14 protein-coding genes are annotated in these 17,717 nt (G+C 41.4%); 10 read left to right on the top strand and 4 right to left on the bottom strand.

The genetic code is table 11. From position 1 onward, the window contains the following. Window positions 1-52: 52 nt before the first annotated feature. The 4 genes from MMU05_RS11535 to pyrF all read left to right on the top strand — a co-directional run bounded on the left by MMU05_RS11535 (window position 53) and on the right by pyrF (window position 5,259). Window positions 53-1,102, top strand: a complete 1,050-nt coding sequence (locus MMU05_RS11535; RefSeq protein ID WP_241141837.1) for a quinone-dependent dihydroorotate dehydrogenase — start codon at window positions 53-55, stop codon at window positions 1,100-1,102. Between the two features lie 132 nt (window positions 1,103-1,234). Then, a complete protein-coding gene (locus MMU05_RS11530; RefSeq protein WP_241141836.1) occupies window positions 1,235-3,700 on the top strand; it encodes an FtsK/SpoIIIE family DNA translocase in 2,466 nt (821 codons plus the stop codon). A 46-nt stretch (window positions 3,701-3,746) separates the two neighbouring features. Further along, window positions 3,747-4,400: an outer membrane lipoprotein periplasmic chaperone LolA1 gene (gene lolA1, locus MMU05_RS11525; protein WP_241141835.1), complete on the top strand. Its 654-nt coding sequence runs from the start codon at window positions 3,747-3,749 to the stop codon at window positions 4,398-4,400. A 40-nt stretch (window positions 4,401-4,440) separates the two neighbouring features. Next, a complete protein-coding gene (gene pyrF, locus MMU05_RS11520) occupies window positions 4,441-5,259 on the top strand; it encodes an orotidine-5'-phosphate decarboxylase (RefSeq protein ID WP_241141834.1) in 819 nt (272 codons plus the stop codon). A 77-nt stretch (window positions 5,260-5,336) separates the two neighbouring features. On the opposite strand, the gene MMU05_RS11515 is transcribed toward pyrF, so the two are convergent. Further along, on the bottom strand, window positions 5,337-6,176 hold the full coding sequence (locus MMU05_RS11515; RefSeq protein WP_241141833.1) for a sugar phosphate isomerase/epimerase family protein: 840 nt from the start codon (window positions 6,174-6,176) through the stop codon (window positions 5,337-5,339). Between the two features lie 151 nt (window positions 6,177-6,327). Here MMU05_RS11515 and MMU05_RS11510 point away from each other — a divergent pair, with 151 nt between their 5' ends. After that, window positions 6,328-7,374, top strand: coding sequence for a twin-arginine translocation signal domain-containing protein (locus MMU05_RS11510; protein ID WP_241141832.1), 1,047 nt, complete (start codon window positions 6,328-6,330; stop codon window positions 7,372-7,374). Between the two features lie 13 nt (window positions 7,375-7,387). Here MMU05_RS11510 and MMU05_RS11505 read toward each other — a convergent pair whose 3' ends face one another. After that, entirely contained in the window at window positions 7,388-8,149 is a 762-nt protein-coding gene (locus MMU05_RS11505; protein WP_241141831.1) for a 3-keto-disaccharide hydrolase, read from the bottom strand. Window positions 8,150-8,211: 62 nt separating this feature from the next. Next, window positions 8,212-9,525: a Gfo/Idh/MocA family protein gene (locus MMU05_RS11500; RefSeq protein ID WP_241141830.1), complete on the bottom strand. Its 1,314-nt coding sequence runs from the start codon at window positions 9,523-9,525 to the stop codon at window positions 8,212-8,214. A gap of 372 nt (window positions 9,526-9,897) precedes the next feature. Between MMU05_RS11500 and MMU05_RS11495 the strand changes: the two genes are divergently transcribed. The 4 genes from MMU05_RS11495 (at window position 9,898) to MMU05_RS11480 (ending at window position 16,170) form a co-directional block, all read left to right on the top strand. Continuing rightward, entirely contained in the window at window positions 9,898-11,250 is a 1,353-nt protein-coding gene (locus MMU05_RS11495) for a Gfo/Idh/MocA family protein (protein WP_241141829.1), read from the top strand. Window positions 11,251-11,281: 31 nt separating this feature from the next. Then, on the top strand, window positions 11,282-12,748 hold the full coding sequence (locus MMU05_RS11490; protein WP_241141828.1) for a sodium:solute symporter family protein: 1,467 nt from the start codon (window positions 11,282-11,284) through the stop codon (window positions 12,746-12,748). Window positions 12,749-12,765: 17 nt separating this feature from the next. Continuing rightward, a complete protein-coding gene (locus MMU05_RS11485; protein ID WP_241141827.1) occupies window positions 12,766-14,652 on the top strand; it encodes a 6-phosphogluconolactonase in 1,887 nt (628 codons plus the stop codon). A 129-nt stretch (window positions 14,653-14,781) separates the two neighbouring features. Further along, a complete protein-coding gene (locus MMU05_RS11480) occupies window positions 14,782-16,170 on the top strand; it encodes a Fic family protein (RefSeq protein ID WP_241141826.1) in 1,389 nt (462 codons plus the stop codon). 27 nt (window positions 16,171-16,197) lie between these two features. Here the strand turns inward: MMU05_RS11480 and MMU05_RS11475 are convergent, their stop codons facing one another. Continuing rightward, window positions 16,198-17,214 (bottom strand): Gfo/Idh/MocA family protein, encoded by a 1,017-nt coding sequence (locus tag MMU05_RS11475; RefSeq protein WP_241141825.1) that lies wholly within the window; start codon window positions 17,212-17,214, stop codon window positions 16,198-16,200. A 71-nt stretch (window positions 17,215-17,285) separates the two neighbouring features. On the opposite strand from MMU05_RS11475, the gene MMU05_RS11470 reads away from it, so the two are divergent. Continuing rightward, window positions 17,286-17,663, top strand: coding sequence for a VOC family protein (locus tag MMU05_RS11470; protein ID WP_241141824.1), 378 nt, complete (start codon window positions 17,286-17,288; stop codon window positions 17,661-17,663). Window positions 17,664-17,717 lie beyond the last annotated feature (54 nt).

The following is a 17,717-nucleotide window of genomic DNA, read 5'->3' as shown; positions in this document are numbered from 1 at the left end:
GTTTTCCCGAGCAATTCCCTTAATTTAGCGAATTGAAAAAACCCCGATCATTGTGTATAAATCTTTGCTAAAACCAATACTTTTTGTCAAAAACCCGGAAGACGCGCATTATTTTACTTTTTCTTGGATAAAAAAAACATTCAATCTACCCCTCATCAAAAACATCATTGAGGGCATTTTTGATTACCAAAATCCTATTTTGGAAAGAGAGGTATTTGGACTTCACTTCAAAAATCCTGTCGGTCTTGCTGCAGGCTTTGATAAAGATGCCAAATTGATTGATGAAATGGCCATGTTGGGGTTTGGGTTTATCGAAATCGGAACCTTAACTCCAAAACCCCAGGAAGGCAATCCTCAGCCGCGGTTATTCAGGTTGCCAGAAGATGAGTCCCTGATCAATAGAATGGGATTTAATAACGGAGGCGTGGAAGAAGCCATCAAAAGACTCCAAGATGTAAAAACCGATGTCCTCATCGGAGGGAACATCGGAAAAAACAAATTGACTCCAAACGAAAAAGCAGCCGACGATTACCTTTATTGTCTCCATGCTTTGCATCCTTATGTGGATTATTTTGTAGTCAATGTAAGTTCACCAAATACGCCAAATCTGCGGGAACTTCAAGAAAAAGAGCCTTTAAAAAAACTTCTTATCGCTGTCAAAGAGGCGAATTCCAGAAAATCAAGACCAAAACCCATACTCCTAAAAATTGCCCCGGACCTCACCGTAGGCCAATTGGATGATATCATCGAGATCGTCATCGAAACCAAAATAGATGGCGTCATAGCGACCAATACCACCATTGACAGGTCACAATTAAAAACTGGCACTTCTAAGGTGGAGGCCATGGGTGCAGGTGGCGTAAGTGGAAAAGTTCTTGCCAAAAGAAGTACTGAAGTTATAAGATACCTTTCCAGTCAATCCAATAAAGCATTCCCCATTATTGGGGTAGGTGGTATTTTCTCTGCCCAAGATGCCATCGATAAATTGGAGGCCGGCGCTTCACTCGTTCAGGTTTACACCGGAATGATATATGAGGGACCAGGATTGATCAAAAATATTAATAAAGGATTGGTCAAATATTTGCAGGGCAAATCAAAATAATTCTCCCTGATTTTAAATACATCAAAGTTAATTCTTTACAATTGGTTTAAGGAATTTGTAAAACTCCTAGTTTTGAAATCTGTATATTTCGCGCATCTTCCGTTATTTGGAGATTGACAGTAAAAACTAAATATGGCTTCGGATACCCCAAAAACAAATACTTTCAGAAAAAAAGGTGATACCAAACCCAAAGCCCTGGAATCTTCTTCAGGAAAGTTCTCTATGGCCTTTGCAAAGGATAAAAGGATACCACTTGCCATCGGAATCATTCTGATGTCTTTTTCTGTTTTTTTGTTTTTTGCGTTTTTGAGTTACATTTTTTCAGGCAAAGCGGACCAAAGTCTTGTAGTGTCTGAAATGGAGGAAGGGATCAGGACCACGGCATCTGAAGCAAGGAATTGGCTTGGCCTTTTTGGAGCCAAAATGTCTGATATCTTTATCAGGAGGTGGTTTGGATTGGCGGCATTCTTACTTCCCCCATACTTGTTTTTCCTGGGTTTCAAAATGGCATTCAAGAAATCCCTTGTTTCTCTCTCCAGATACAGTGGCTTTGCGTTGTTTTTTGCATTTTGGATCGGGCTTGTAACAGGGTATTTTGTTCAGTTAGCAGATGGGTTCAGCACATTGGGGTACATAAGCGGTGGTTTTGGATTTGAACTCGGACTTTTGGCAGATGAATTTTTGGGATGGGGAACCATTATCTTGATTATAGGTTCCATCTTGGTTTTCATCATATTTTACTTCAATATCAATCAACTTGATTGGGCTTCGAACCCGATTTTTAACAGATCAAAATCAAAAGTTAACGAGCCTGAACCGGAAATTGACTTTAGGGATGAATTGGAAGAAACCAAAGATGAAATCGGTTTTGAAGATGACCTAGAGGAGATAGACCTGGAGGAAGAGGCAAGTTCATGGACAATCAAGTTTGAGGAAAAAGATAAAGTACTCCCCCCGGCAAAAGGACCAATTTTCAATATCCAAGGGGATGATGACTTGGAAGACGAACCGGTTATTGAAAAGATAGAGGAAAAGAAATTTGCGATCAACAAACCCAAAGAAGAAAAGACAGCGCTTGAGGTAGAAAACCTTGATCCCTATGACCCGACTTTGGATCTGCCGCATTATAAATACCCGACGTTGGATCTGCTCAATGAATATGACGTCCAAAAAGTGACCGTATCAAGACAAGAACTTGAGGAAAACAAAAACAAGATTGTCGAGACCCTCGTCAACTTTAAAATTGGAATCCAAGAAATCAAAGCCACCATCGGCCCGACTGTCACCCTATATGAAATCATCCCTGACCCTGGAGTAAAGATTTCCAAAATCAAAAACCTGGAAGATGATATTGCCTTGAGTTTGGCGGCACTCGGAATACGGATCATCGCCCCGATGCCCGGAAAAGGCACTATCGGGATTGAAGTTCCAAACAAAAACAGGGAATTGGTTCCGGCCAAAGCCGTTTTGGGAACAGAGAAATTTTTGCACAGCGACAAGGACCTGCCTGTCGCATTGGGTAAAACCATTTCCAATGAAGTATTTGTCATGGACTTGGCAAAAATGCCTCACCTGCTGATGGCAGGAGCGACAGGTCAGGGAAAATCAGTTGGTCTGAATATGATTTTGGCTTCTTTGGTGTATAAAAAGCATCCCTCCCAATTGAAGTTTGTACTCGTCGATCCCAAAAAAGTAGAACTGACTCTTTTCAATAAAATTGAAAGACATTTTCTTGCAAAACTTCCCGGAACGGATGAAGCCATCATTACTGACACCAAAAAAGTAATCTATACCCTTAATTCCTTGTGTATAGAAATGGATAACCGCTACGACCTGCTCAAAGATGCGGGTTGTAGAAATCTGAAAGAGTACAATGCTAAATTTGTAGCCAGAAAACTCAGTCCTGAAAAAGGGCACAAGTTTATGCCATACATAGTCTTGGTGATAGATGAGTTGGCTGACTTGATGATGACAGCCGGTAAGGAAATTGAAGCACCTATAGCCAGACTCGCACAACTTGCGAGAGCGATCGGTATCCACTTGGTAGTTGCTACTCAGCGACCATCAGTCAATGTCATCACAGGTATCATCAAGGCCAATTTTCCTGCAAGACTTTCGTTCAGAGTTACTTCCAAAATTGATAGCCGTACCATTCTAGATGCAGGTGGTGCCGAGCAATTGATCGGTATGGGAGACATGTTGCTTTCCCAAGGCTCGGATGTGACACGGATCCAATGCGCATTCCTGGATACACCCGAGGTCGATTCTATATGCGATTGGATCGGAGCCCAAAAAGGCTATCCCGACGCCTATTTATTACCTGAGTTTGCAGGTGAAGAAGGCGAAGGAAGTCTCTCTGATGTGGATTTGTCGGACAGGGATCCGCTTTTTGATGATGCTGCAAGACTGATTGTTTTGCATCAGCAGGGAAGTACTTCATTGATCCAAAGAAAACTGAAACTTGGCTATAACCGGGCCGGCAGAATAGTGGATCAGATGGAAGCCGCGGGAATTGTCGGTGCATTCGAAGGAAGCAAAGCCAGAGAGGTATTGATTCAGGATGAGGCGAGTTTGGAACGGTTATTGAACAATCTGTAAAAATCCGGATTAAAATGCCAGAAAAAATATATTCCTACTAACCAAAATGAAACAAATCGCATTCTCCTTCATTCTTTTCTTTTTCATCCTCTCTGTTGGCTTTTCTCAGACCAAAGATCCAAAAGCCAAAGCTGTATTGGATGGCGTAAGCCAAAAGTATGCTTCTATCAAAGGCCTAAAAGCAAGCTTCGATTTTTCTTATTCGGATGTTTCAGACAGCCGCGTCCAAAACCAAAGCGGGGAAATCGCCATCAAAGGGAACAAGTACCATCTCAAATTACCCGAGCAGGAGATTTTCAACAATGGGAAAACCGTTTGGACCTACATCGTATCCGACAATTACAAAGAGGTGACGATCAACAATGCCTCTGATATGGAGAATGAACTGACACCTTCTTCAGTTTATAACATTTACCAAAAAGGATTCAATTACCGATTGGTCGGTGAAAAAACAGAAGGCGGTATTGTCATTCAAGAAATTGAACTGACTGCTGAAAAATCAAACGCGCCTTTTAAGCGGGTAAAACTTTTTGTTGATAAAAACAAAAAAGACCTCATCAGTTGGGAAATCTATGATGACCAAGGAGGGATTTTCAAGTATAAATTCAAATCAGTCAATACCAATGTGGAACTGACAGATGACTATTTCACATTCAATCCGCAGAAATACGGTAAGGTAGAAATAATCGATCTCCGCTGATTTTGATTTTTATCCCTACTTTTGGGAAAAATATTTCAAAATGACCCGACAGGAACTATTTGAACAAATCAAAATCAAGCAATCCTTTTTGTGCGTAGGTCTTGACACGGACCTCAATAAAATCCCTAGCCATCTTCAAAAAGAAGCTGATCCCATTTTTGAATTCAACAAGCAGATCATTGATCAAACCGCAGATTTTGCTGTAGCCTACAAACCCAACATTGCATTCTATGAGGCATTGGGGCCAAAAGGATGGGAAAGTCTGCAGAAGACATTGGATTATATCCCTAAAAATATTTTTAGCATAGCAGATGCCAAACGTGGCGATATCGGAAATACCTCCGGCCTTTACGCCAAGGCATTTTTTGAAACCCTGAATTTTGATTCCATCACCGTCGCGCCATATATGGGCATTGATAGCGTGAGTCCTTTTCTTTCTTACGAAAGCAAATGGGTCATATTATTGGCTTTGACTTCCAATGAAGGTAGTTTGGATTTTCAGTTTTCGGAATTAAAAAACGGAAAACCTGTCTACCAGGAAGTATTAGAAAAAAGCAGTAAATGGGGAAATCCTGACAACATGATGTACGTGGTCGGAGCGACACGTGGGGAAAAAATCGGTGAGGTAAGAAAAATTGTCCCTGAGCATTTCTTTCTTGTCCCGGGAGTTGGGGCACAAGGTGGAAGTCTGGAAGATGTAGCCAAATATGGAATGAACAGCAGCTGCGGACTATTGGTCAACTCTTCGAGAGGAATCATTTATGCAGGAAAAGGTGCTGATTTTGGAACCGAAGCCAGAAAAGAAGCTAAAAAGCTGCAACAGGAAATGGAAGTTCTTTTAAATCAATATTGCTTCTAAGACCCAATTAAACCATAAAAAAGCCATGGAAACATCAAAAAGTTTCCATGGCTTTTTTTCTTTTCAACCAGTGAAGATTATTTCTCAGCCATCACTTTTTTGATATAGGCCACACTTTGCGGGATTTGTTGAACAGACCTTGAAGACTCATCTTCAATAATCAGGTATTTCGTTCCTGACTTTTGGGCTTGTTTGATCAGTCCTTTGATATCGATGTCTCCCGTTCCGAGTACCACGTTAGACTCAACATCTCCTTTTCCATCAGAACTTCCCGGGGTTCCTTTTGCCCTGTCCTTCAAGTGGAGCAAAGGGAATTTATCAGGGTATTTTTTCATGATTGCCAAAGGATCGCCTCCACCCATCTGCACCCAAAAGACATCCATATTGAAATCGAAGTTTTTGGCATTCTTGAGCATTTCATCGAATAAAACACCTTTGCCATGGGCAGTAAACTCATAGCCATGTGGATGATAACACAAAGTAATTCCGGCATCCTTCAGGATTTTTCCTGCTTTGTTGAATAGCTCCACGGCTTCCTGTGTCTCCTTGATGCTGAATTTTCCGGAAGTATGGGGGATCCAAGTGCAGGTAGCGTATTTTGCTCCAAAAGCTTTTGCATTGTCGATTATCGCCTGCGGATTTTCCTGCAATTGCTTATAATCTGCCCCAACAGCAACTACTGAAAGCCCAAGTCCTGAAATAAAGGTCTTGTATTCATCCTTACTCATGCCATAAGTTCCACCACCTTCAAGGAAATTAATTCCCATTTTAGGGATAAGTGCGTGGGTGCCTTTGACATCGGTTTTCATTTCATTGCGCAAACTGTACAACTGCAATGCAATCTCCTGCGCTTGTACCTGTGCTGATACCAAAATCGCAATTGCAAAAGAAAATAATTTAATAAAGAGGTTTTTCATAGGCCTTATTGGGTTTGTTTGATTGAAGATAGTGAATCCGATTAAAATTGCCATCCAAGAATGTGACTGATGGAATTTTTCCCATACTTAAAAAACAAAATGTGATTTTTGCGATACTTTGCTAAATTACTTGTCCAAAACATAATAACCCATGAAAGATTTTTCAAGACGACAATTTATCAAGCAATCCGCCTTGGCAGGCGCCACAATGGCGATAGCTCCTTCTATTTCTTTTGCAACACAACCTGACACCATCATTGGTCACGGGGATTTTAAATATAAAGTAAATACCTCTTGGGGAAATCTTGATCCTGCCAAATATCCGGTTGTCAATTGCCACGAAATGGTCATGGACAAAAAAGGCAGACTGCTGATGGTAACCGATGAGGCTAAAAACAACATCATTATCTATGACCAATCCGGAAAGTACCTCGATTCGTGGACTTTGGGATTGGGATCTGCGCATGGCCTGAGCCTCGTCAATGAAGGTGGTGAAGAATTTTTATGGATTGTAGACAATGGCGGCAGGGTTATCAAAACTGATCTGAAAGGAAAGATAATCACAGAAATACCTAAGCCGACAAGTCAGGGAATCTATAAAGAAGGGATGCGCTACACCCCAACCGAAACGGTCGTCGCGCCAAACGGTGACCTGTATATTACTGATGGTTATGGTTCACAATATGTGCTGCAATATGACAGCAAAGGAAATTTTATCAGGATGTTTGGCGGTGACGGGCATGGTGATGCCCAATTCAAAACTGTCCATGGAATAGCCGTAGACCAAAGAAAAGGAGGAACTCCTACCCTACTTTGTACTTCCCGTGGTCATAATTCATTCAAAAGATTTACTATGGAAGGGGAATACCTGGAAACACTTTTTCTTCCGGGGGCTTTTGTTTGCCGTCCTGTTATTCATGGTAAAAATCTCTATGCAGGGGTATGCTGGTCCAGAGCCAAATACCTGGAGCAAATGGACAATTCTGGTTTTGTAACCATTTTGGATGAAAACAATAAAGTAGTCTCCAATCCTGGTGGTACCCAACCAAAATACATCGATGGAGAGCTCCAATTGATGATCCAAAAAGAACCAATTTTCAAGCATTGCCACGATGTATGCATAGATCAGGACGAGAATATCTATGTCTGTCAGTGGAATGCCTCAAAAAGTTATCCCATCAAACTTACGCGGGTATAATCTTTCAGGCCTTTTAATTTCCAGAGGTCAAAAGAGGGGCGATTTGTTCTGCTGATATGACTCCTGAAGGCAATTCGGTAATTTTCAGGTTTCTGAAATGAATCGGAGCGCCTTCAGATTCCAGACAGATATATCCTTTCTTTTGGCTAGCTTGGCTGATGCCATTGACAAATTTTCCGTTTACAGAGAGTTTGATGACGCCATCTACACAAATGACCACATAAGTATTCCACTCCCCTCTTCCCAAGCATCTGTTTTCAATGGATTTGCTCCGGGTTCCACGTGGGTTATCAGGTACAGTAGTCACTCCGCCCACACCAAACAATTCGCCATGGACATAAGCGATTGGAGGCAAGACGCCGTCTTTTTTATTTTGGTTGACCCAGTCCAATTCCAGCATCTGCACCTCGACACCATCGGGCAGCCTCTGCTCTCCGGGGACAGCACTGCTCCAAACAAAAGTCCCTGAGTTTCCTCCAAGTTCCATGTGCTTCCATTCAATGTGCATGATGAAGTTTTCATATTGCTTTTCGGATCGGATCACTCCGATAGGCAATCCCCTACATACCAGTTCCTGCCCTTCAAAATACCAGGTGTCTTTTTCTGTATTGACATTATACCATTTTAATGAAGTTTCTTTTGGTGACTTATCGGAAACGAGGGCTTCTAACCCCCTTGATTTCCCAAACTCAAAAAGATATTCCTGACAAAAACTTGGGGAATTTGCCAGTAGAAATAGAAGAAAGCCGATGGATAATGGTCTCAGGATTTTCATTTGGAGTAAATTTTTTGGAAAGGATTTTTAGAAAGGAAATCTACCGAGGATGGAAATATTGATCAAAAAAACTTGGTTTTCCCTGGGATGGCCACCTCAGGAACAGGCCATTTCAGATCCCAATCATATTCTTCCAATTTAGGTCCTAAGGATTGAGTGGAATTGAGCGCTTCTTGCCATCCGATAGTTTGCCCGGTATAGCCGACCATTCTCCCTAAAACCGCCAACATAGTACTGTTTGCCATCAGGTCACCTTCATTGATAGACTTCCCTGACCTTATAGCCGCAAACAATTCCTCATGTTGGGTTTCATAGGGATTGTTTTTTTCACCCTCATAATTCCATGGATTTTGTCCTTCTATTCGATGGATTTGCCTTCCGATGTCTACGATGGCATTTCCATTTCTTCCCATGATTTCCGCTTTATTGATATTGGAAGCCCCTTGTTGTTGTCTACTGAAATGGATTCCTTTTGCGCCTTTTTCATATTCATATTCTATGGCAAAATGGTCATAGATATTCCCGTATTTTTCTTCGGTTCTGGATTGTCTGCCACCTGACCCTGTGGCTTTGACAGGAAGTTTGTCGCCAAAAGCCCATGACATCATGTCAAGGCTATGGACCATCATCTCTACGATATAATCACCCGAAAGCCAATCATAGTAATACCAGTTTCTCAATTGGTATTCCATTTCTTTCCACTCAGGTTTCCTGTCTTTATACCACAATCCTCCACCATTTCTTACTGTAAGCACGGAAGCTACTTCACCTATGTCCCCATTGTTGATTCTTTCAAAAAGAGCCCTTTTGGGAAAATCATACCGAAATGTAAATCCTGAAACCACGGAAAGGTTTTTGGACTTGGCTAGTTTGGCAGTTTCCAAAACACTCCGAACACCGGGAGCATCCACAGCGACGGGCTTTTCGCAAAAAACATGTTTTCCGGCCTCAATAGCAGCTTTGAAATGACTAGGCCGGAATGCAGGAGGTGTAGTAAGGATAACCACATCCACGTCCGATTCTATGACTTTTTTGTACGCATCAAATCCAACAAAACGGTTTTCTTTACCCACTTTGACTTGATTGGGATTTGCTTCGAATAATGCTTGGTAAGATTCATCCAGATAATCGGAAAAAATATCTCCCATACAGGTCAGAACTGCGTCAGAATCTGCTTTTAGAGCCTGCAGTGCCGCTCCGGTTCCCCTACCTCCACATCCAATCAAGCCCACTTTGAGGGTATTGTTCTTCATTGCAAAAGCAGGATTGACCTGAAATACAAAAGGGAGAGCGGCACTTCCAATCAAAGCAGTACCGGCGGATTTTAGGAATTCCCTCCTGTCTTTTTTTTCGGGCGAATAAATTTTATCTGACATATAAATGCTGTTTTATTTTGGGTCTGTAAATGGAAATATATTTTAATCTTTCCAATCTATTAATTATCAGTAAAATACAATATCTATCCACTAATTCAAAAAAATCGGTTTTTTTGGTTGAGTTCCCCCAATAAATCCTTCAATAAAGAATAACTCACTGGACACTTAGGTTGGTAGAAGTTGAAAAATGAAAAATGGCTTTTGACCAATTAAGCTGCCATTGAAACAAAGGTGAAAGTTGGGAATTACATGAAATAACCTGTCCCGTAAAAAATCTTTATCTGCGAAGTATTAATCAATATATTGTAAATGATGGAGAAATAATTCCCGAGTCATTTCTTCAAAAATCACTTTAACCCACCACTACATAACATGACAACTTCCAAAGATTCCAGGAGAGATTTTCTCAAAAAATCCATCGCAAGTACTGCGGTATTTTCGATTGGAGGAGTACTTCCTGCCTTCAGTCCAAAAAGCTACGGAAAAATCCTTGGAGCCAATGAAAGAATCAAGGTTTCAGTTATGGGAGTGAACAGCCGCGGAAATGCCTTGGCCCAAAATTTTGCAAACCAACCAAATGCAGAGGTCATCCATATCTGCGACGTGGATCAATTGGCCGCAGAAAAATGCATCAATGCAGTAGCTAAAATCCAAAACTCCATTCCAAAAGCAACTCCGGATTTTAGAAAAAGCCTGGAGGACAAGGATGTAGACGTGTTGGTAATTGCAGCTCCTGACCATTGGCACGCACCCGCAGCCATTCTTGCATGCAAAGCTGGAAAGGATGTTTACTTGGAAAAACCTTCCAGCCATAATCCCAACGAAGGGGAAATATTGCTCCAAGTTGCTGCCAGATACAAAAGACTGATCCAAATGGGTAACCAAAGAAGGTCATGGCCCAACGTGGCTGCAGCCATCAAAGAAGTCCATGACGGTACTATCGGAAGACCATATTATGCCAAAACCTGGTATACCAACAACCGCGGGCCTATTGGAATCGGTAAAAAAACGGCAGTCCCTACCCATTTGGATTATGACTTATGGCAAGGTCCGGCTCCAAGAGAAGACTTTAGAGACAATGTCATCCATTACAATTGGCATTGGTTCTGGAATTGGGGAACAGGCGAAGCATTGAACAATGGTACCCACATGGTCGATCTGGCACGATGGGGATTGGGTGTGGAATTCCCGACTAAAGTTACTTCCGCGGGAGGAAGGTACCGCTATCAGGACGATTGGGAAACCCCGGATACCCAAATGATCAATATGGAATTTGAAAACAAAAGTATGATCAGTTGGGAAGGAAGAAGCTGCAACGGTATCAACAATGAAGGATCGAGTGTAGGCCTGATTTTCTACGGGGAAGAGGGTTCTGTGAATATTGGAGGTGGCAATGCTTACTCCATTTATGATTTAAAAAACAAACTCGTCAAAGAAGTGAAATACGACCGACCCGTGGATGCGAGAAATCTTTCCGACCCAACCCAGGAACTTGACGCCATCCATATCCAAAACATGTTTGATGGAATCAAAAAAGGAACTCCACTAGCAGCTGAAATTATCGGGGGACAGACGAGTACACTCTTGGTCCAATTGGGAAATATTGCACAAAGGACAGGTGAGACACTGAACGTGGATCCTAAAAACGGCCACATTATCGGCAGCAAAGAGGCGATGAAATATTGGAGAAGGGATTACCAACCTGGGTGGGAACCAAAAGTGTAAACCCAATTTCCCACTCCTCCTCCACCTGACCATGAAGCTCACCTCTTTTGACCTGATTGTAATCACCGCTTTTTTTCTCCTGATGTTGGTGATCGGGGTTTACTCCTATTTCCGAAATAAAAACGCTGACGATTATTTTGTCGCAGGAGGAAACTTACCTTGGTGGCTTTCAGGAATATCCCACCACGTCTCGGGATATAGTGGGGCAGTTTTCGTTGCTTATGCCGCAATTGCGTATACCCATGGATTTACAATATATGTTTGGTGGGCATTTACTATCGGCTTGACAATTTTGGCCAGTGCCAAAATATTTCCAGTGCGATGGGTTAGGCTTCGAAAAAAATTCCATATCCAATCCCCCCTTGAATTCCTTGCCCGACGCTACAATATCCTCACCCAACAGATCATGGCTTGGAGCGGTGTGCTGTTAAAACTATTCGATATCGGAGCCAAATGGGCCTCTATTGCCATTTTGCTCAATGTTTTTACCGGCATCAGTCTTCCAATCGGTATTTTGATATCAGGAGGAATCTCTCTTTTGTACATCACCTTTGGAGGATTGTGGGCGGTGGTGATGACTGATTTTGCGCAATTTATCATTCAACTTTTGGGAGGATTTGTTATGTTCTTTGCTGTGCTTTACAATCTTGATGGACCGGAAAGCATTTTTACTATGTGGGAAAAATTGCCTTCAGCCAACAGCCAACCATTTAATGATCCCTATGGTGTAGGTTTTGCCCTTGCATTTTTGTTTATAAATTCCCTCTCTTATAATGGTGGTCAATGGAATCTTGCCACCCGTTATATTTCTTCCCCTTCAGAATCTCAGGCTACCAAAGCAGCAAGGCTATCAGGTTGGCTATATTTGATTTGGCCTTTAATTTTGTTTTTCCCGATGTGGGCTGCACCTATTTTGCTTCCTGATTTGGCAGATCCAAGTCAGTCTTATGGTCAACTGACCCTTTTGCTTTTGCCTTCAGGTTTGGTTGGACTGGTGATTGCCTCTCTTTTTGCCAATACGATGTCCATGACTTCCTCGGATATCAATACCATTTCTGCCGTGATCACAAGAGATATTCTTCCAAACGTTTCCAAAAAATTCAGCTTAGATAAAATTTCGTTGCTCACAGCGAGGGTTACGACTTTCATATTTACCCTGCTGACTATAATTGTCGCCCTTCAATATGAATATTTTGGTGGAATTCTCGGCTTGATCATTACCTGGTTTGGGGCTTTGGTAGGACCTATTGCCGTTCCTATGCTTTTTGGGGTTATTCCAGCCTTCAAATCTTGCGGTCCGGTCGCTGCCATCAGCTCCATTTTTGCAGGCCTCCTCACCTTCATTATCACCAAGAATATTGAAATCAGCAGCTTGGCCTTACAAGTTAGCCTTCCCCTGATCGTATCTGCATTGGTATATGTTTTCATTGGACTTGTCCAAATCCGAACTGTTCCCGACAAAGTAAAAGCAATGCTTCAGGACATCAGTAAAGAATAAAAAACCCATCAGAAATCATGGAAATCAATGTATTCGATTCAAGAAAAGAAATGGGCGAGGCTGCTGCAAAAGCAGTAGAAGAAAGAATATTGAAGGTTTTGGAAGAAAAAGAAAACGTGAGAATTGTTTTTGCAGCGGCTCCGTCACAAAATGAATTTTTAGCAGCTTTACGCACTTCTTCAAAAATACCTTGGGAAAAAGTGACCGCATTTCATATGGATGAATATGTGGGTCTAAGCAAGGATTCACCTGCCCTTTTTTCAAATTTTCTTAAAGAAAAACTGTTTGACAAGTTGCCTTTCGGGAAAATAAATCTCATTGATGGCAATAAAAATCCGGAAGAAGAATGCGACCGCTATGCCTCTTTGTTGCGTCAAGCTCCAATTGACTTGGTCTGCATGGGAATCGGTGAAAACGGACACATTGCCTTCAATGATCCTCCTGTGGCAGATTTCAATGATTCCAAAACAGTGAAAATGGTAGCGCTAGACCGGGTCTGCAGGCAGCAACAGATCAATGATGGTTGCTTTTCAGCTTTGGAAGAAGTACCGAGCCATGCTTTGACACTGACAATTACCGCCCTTCTTGACACAGCTTATATCTGCTGTGTAGTGCCCGGCAAAAACAAAAGACATGCTGTCACCGACACCATTTCAGGTCCGACCGAAACGCAATGCCCGGCATCGATTTTGAGAATCCACGCCAATTGCCATCTCTTTTTGGATATCCAATCCTATCTTGAAATTTTGGAGCCAAATGATAAAAATGAATCTATTGGAATTGATTGCCTGTCCGGAAAGCTGTGTGTTTTCAATTCAAGTGGGAATTTTATAACCACAAGCGTCAAACCATCCAAAAAACAATTGAATGATCATTTTTTTATTGGGCCCGGATTGGTGGATTTGCAAATAAACGGCGTAAATGGGATTGATTTCAATGATCCAAAACTCTCTGTGTCGGATATCGAAAGTGCTACACACTTTTTGTTGAGCAAAGGCGTCACCACCTTTTTTCCAACCCTGATTACCAACGAAGATCAAGTCATCATCTCCATTTTTTCTACCTTCAAAGAAGCCTGTGATAATAATCCCTTGATTGCTGCATGCATCGGAGGGATTCACTTAGAAGGTCCTTTTATTTCTTCAGAAGAGGGGGCGAAAGGAGCCCATAATTCTAAATATATCCAAAAGCCCAATTGGGATTTGTTAAGCAAATTTCAGGATGCATCTGGTGGAAGAATAAAGCTCATCACCATGGCTCCTGAGTTGGATAATGCATTTTCATTCATCAAAAAATGTTGCGCCAATGGAATAAAAGTAGCCTTTGGGCATAGCAATGCTGCTATGGAGGATTTGGAAAAAGGAATAGATGCAGGCGCAAGCCTTTCTACCCATCTTGGAAATGCCGTTCCGCTGATGCTTCAGCGTCATCCCAATATCCTTTGGGATCAACTCTCCTTGGACCAGCTTCATGCGAGCTTGATAGCAGATGGATTTCATGTGCCGGATTCATTTTTGAAAGTGGTTTTGAAGGTTAAAGGAGAAAAAGCTTTTTTGGTAAGTGATGCAACAAAGTTTTGCGGAATGCCTCCCGGAGAATACAACACCCATATTGGAGATGAAGTAATCCTCTCACCAAATGGAAAATTATCCTTGAAAAACGGTAATGGATTATTGGCAGGAGCAAGTAAAACACTCCTTGAAGGCATGGAATACCTGATAGAAAAAAAGCTAGCAGACCTTTCGATGGCTTGGAAAATGGCCTCGGTCATACCGGCGGCTTATTTAGGAATCGGTTTTCAAATACCAAATACCAATACCGACCTCGTATTTTTCAAACTCCGAGACAGCGGAAAAATTAAAATCCACAAAGTCGTTAAGAACGGAGAGGTTTTCAAAATTTGACGTAAAACAGAGATTTTGCGACAAAATGATTTAATTCGCGACAAAAAAATGTCGCGAATTAAGAAAAAATTGTCTTAAATATTAAATTCACGACAAAAAAATACATAAATTTGTCGCGAATAGAAAGAGATGAAAATTCCAAAAACCAAAGAATTAAATGCCATCAAGGAAATTTTGGTAAAATTTCCTGAAGGAATCACTTTGGAAGAAATCAAAGAAAATCTTGATTTTGAAATAGAGCTAAGAACATTACAGAGAAGACTTAAAATCCTAAAAGAAAACGGGGGACTTTATGTAAGCGGAGGATCAAAAGCTACAAAATACCATCCGGTCTATGAAAGAAATGTGGTCAGAGAAAGTGATCCGCCAAAGTATATCTTGGAAAAAAAGGAAGAAATTCCAATTTCCAAAGAAGGAAAAAAGATCAAAGATGCATTAGCCAAACCATTGATCAGCAGACCAAAAGTAGGGTACGACAGGCAGTTCTTGGAATCCTACCGGCCCAATGTAGACCAATACCTCTCAGAAAAAGAAATTAAAACACTGACAGAATTGGGTAAAACCGGAAATCAAAACCAACCAGCAGGAACCCATGCCAAAGAGGTCTTAAGCAGGTTGCTGATAGACTTGAGTTGGAATTCCAGTAGATTGGAAGGAAATACCTATTCTTTGTTGGATACACAAAGGTTGGTGAATTTTGGTGAATCTGCCGATGGAAAATCCATCGAAGAATCCCAAATGATCCTCAACCATAAAGAGGCTATAGAATTTTTGGTACAGTTGGGAGATGATTTGGAATTCAATTCCTATATCATTCTAAATCTTCATGCGCTATTGGCTGATAACCTTCTGCAGGACCAGAATTCCATAGGCCGCCTGAGGTCCATTCCGGTAGGAATCCATAAATCCGCCTATACACCATTGTCAATTCCGCAACTGATAGCAGACCAATTTGAGTTGATCTTGCAAAAAGTCAAGGAGATTCAGAATCCATTTGAGCAGGCCTTCTTCATTATGGTGCATTTCCCTTATTTGCAGCCATTTGATGATGTCAACAAACGGACCTCGAGACTTGCTGCAAATATTCCCTTCTTCAAACATAACCTGTCCCCTCTTTCGTTTGTGGATGTCCCAAATGAGGTTTATGTACAGGCGATTTTGGGGGTTTATGAGCTCAACAGGATTGAATTGTTGAAGGATGTTTTTATATGGGCTTATGAAAGATCAGCAATCCGGTATGCTGCTATCAGACAAACAGTAGGAGAACCTGATGCATTTAGGACCCGATACCGAAATGAAATCAGGGAACTTGTCACTGAGATCATCTCAAATAACCTGAGTCCAAAAGAAGGATCGGACAGGATCAAAAGGAAAGCTAATGAAATACTGAAAACCGATCAGAATAAGTTTATTGAATATGTGGAGTCAGAATTGCTCGGTGTCCATGAGGGGAGTTTTGCACGTTTCAGGGTTTCTCCGGCTGAATTCCATATTTGGAAAGAAAACTGGTCAAGGTAAAAATCAAATTTTTACTTTGACCTTACTTTATTTTTTATCCAATAGTTCTCTCACAGAAACAGATTGACCTCCAAGCTTTTTGCTGATATCCGCCGCTTCCATAAAAGCCAAAATTTCAAGGGTTTCTTCAGGCTGCACTGGCACAATGCCCGTATCAAAATATTTTACAATATCCAAAAGCAAAGGTTCATATCCGGCATAAGGGCCTAAAACCACATTTCCGCTTTGGGTAAAAACCGTACCTCCATAATCATGTTTGCCTGTCCGGGTTCCTCTAAAAGTCCCGACTCTTCCATCTTTCCATATCCCGGTGACCACATCTGTATCATTGGTAGATACCCTCACCACAGACTCACATCCTGCACCCATTACGGTAAATAAGGTTTCCACTCCATGTATCCCATACCAGAATAAATCCGGATGCGAAGGTTCCAATTCGGCAGGGCTAAATGTACTGGCGCCGATAACGGTGCTTTTGTCAATTTTTTCAATTCCTGTAATGTATCTCAAAGAAGATGCTGAAAACACCGGGATTTTGTATTGTTTGGAAGCTTCAAAGATGGCCTGGGCATCCTCAAGAGAAGCAGTCATAGGTTTGTCAATGAACATGCGCTTCCCAGCTTTAAATACTTCCATAGCCTGTTCTAGATGAAGTTTCCCATCATTGGTTTCCAACAACACCACATCTACTTTTTGAAGCAAGTCTGCGATAGAACCTACGATTTCAACTCCAATTTTCTGGATTTCTTCAGTGTAACCCGGTATTCTATCCATGCTCGATTTGATATCCTTACTTCCAAAAGGATAAGCAGCGACGACATGGTAACCAAAATACAATTGGTCATCTTTATGTCCATTCAATACTTTGGTAAAAGCGATACTGTGCGAAGTATCCAATCCAATTATTCCGACTTTTTTTCCCTGGAAGTTCTTTACTTGATCTGAAGAAAAACCGAACGAATTTCTATAAACCCCCAGACCGATACCGGCTATTGTGGATGTTTTTATAAATATTCTTCTGGAATTACGGCTTCTTTTTTTCATAAGACTGCTTTTTTGAAATGGTAAATTTTGGATGAATTTATTTAAATTTATTCTTTAAACCCATTACCACTATGAAACATGTAAGCATTGGCTGGTTTGAAATACCAGTCGAAAAAATGGAAAGAGCCATGGCTTTTTACGAAGCAGTCTTTGATTGTAAACTTGATCGTCATCATATGGGCCCAATCGATATGGCATGGTTTCCCTGGGACGAAAGCAGACTCGGTGCAGGAGGAAGTCTGGTCAAAGCTGAAGGATTTTATAAACCGAGTACCGAGGGCACCAAAATTTATTTTTCATCAGAAGACGTAAATGTCGAACTCAGCAGAATTGAAAAAGCCGGCGGAAAAATCATTCAGCCCAAAACCGAAATCTCCCCTGATATTGGATTTATGGCATTGTTTCATGATTCGGAGGGAAATGAAATTGCACTCCATTCAAAGCAATAAGGCTAAAATGAGCTATATGTGGAATTCAATCTGTGGCTCATTTTCCGATTTTTT

Origin of the sequence: Cognataquiflexum rubidum, from assembly GCF_022538115.1 — a bacterium.
GTDB lineage: Bacteria > Bacteroidota > Bacteroidia > Cytophagales > Cyclobacteriaceae > Cognataquiflexum > Cognataquiflexum rubidum.
Note: the sequence above shows the minus strand (reverse complement) of the source record. Positions and strands in the feature narration are given on the sequence as shown.